Source organism: Oleiphilus sp. HI0128 (genome assembly GCF_001635365.1).
This window is the reverse complement of sequence record NZ_LWGG01000365.1, coordinates 1-964: the sequence shown is the minus strand read 5'-3', so window position 1 is coordinate 964 and position 964 is coordinate 1. Positions and strand designations below refer to the sequence as shown.

Annotated in this window: 1 protein-coding gene; it reads left to right on the top strand. The window is 46.9% G+C overall.

All coding sequences use genetic code 11. The features are described from left to right. A partial coding sequence (locus A3763_RS04580) for a thrombospondin type 3 repeat-containing protein (protein ID WP_197482765.1) occupies positions 1–964 on the top strand: 964 nt, incomplete at both ends.

The following is a 964-nucleotide window of genomic DNA, read 5'->3' as shown; positions in this document are numbered from 1 at the left end:
CGATAACTGTCCAATTGACGCTAACAGTAATCAGGAAAACTCTGATTCTGAATCAGATGGTGGTGATGCTTGTGACCATGATGATGATAATGATGGTCTAAGCGACGCGGAGGAAAATGCAAAAGGCACCGACCCGACTGATGCTGATACAGATGACGATGGCGAAAATGATGGTGATGATAATTGCCCGCTGATTGCTAATGCAGGCCAGGAAGATGCCGATGGCAATGGCCAAGGTGATGCCTGCGACATTGATAGTGATGGTGACGGTGTATTGAACACCATGGAAGAAGCTCAGGGTACTTCACCTACAGATGCCGATTCTGATGATGATGGTAGCAATGACGGTGTCGATAACTGCCCAGCAATTGCTAATGCTGATCAGCGTAACTCAGATGATGATGCTGAAGGTGATGCTTGTGATTTGAACGATGACAATGACGCTGTTGATGATGATGCGGATAATTGCCCAACGGTTCCGAATGATGATCAAGCTGATGCCAATGAAGATGGAGTGGGTGATGTTTGTACTGCTGATGAAGATCAGGACGGTATTCCAGATACGGTAGATAACTGCCCTGCGGTGGCAAACCCAGTTCAGGAGAACGCTGATCATGATGCACAAGGCGATGCCTGTGATAACGATGATGACAACGATTCGATTGAAGATGCTAGTGATAACTGCCCGGTTAAGGAGAATGCTGACCAACTTGATCTAGATGGGGATCAGATTGGTGATGTGTGTGATCCGGACTCTGATGGTGATGGCGTTGAAAATCTAGTCGATAATTGCCCATTAATCGTTAACGCGAACCAGGAGAATACTGATCAGGATGGTCAGGGTAATGCTTGTGACTTAGATGATGATAACGATGGCGTATCCGATGAGAATGAAGCGGCTCAAGGTACGGACCCACTGTTAGCGGATAGTGACGACGATGGTAGTCACGATGGAGATGATAAC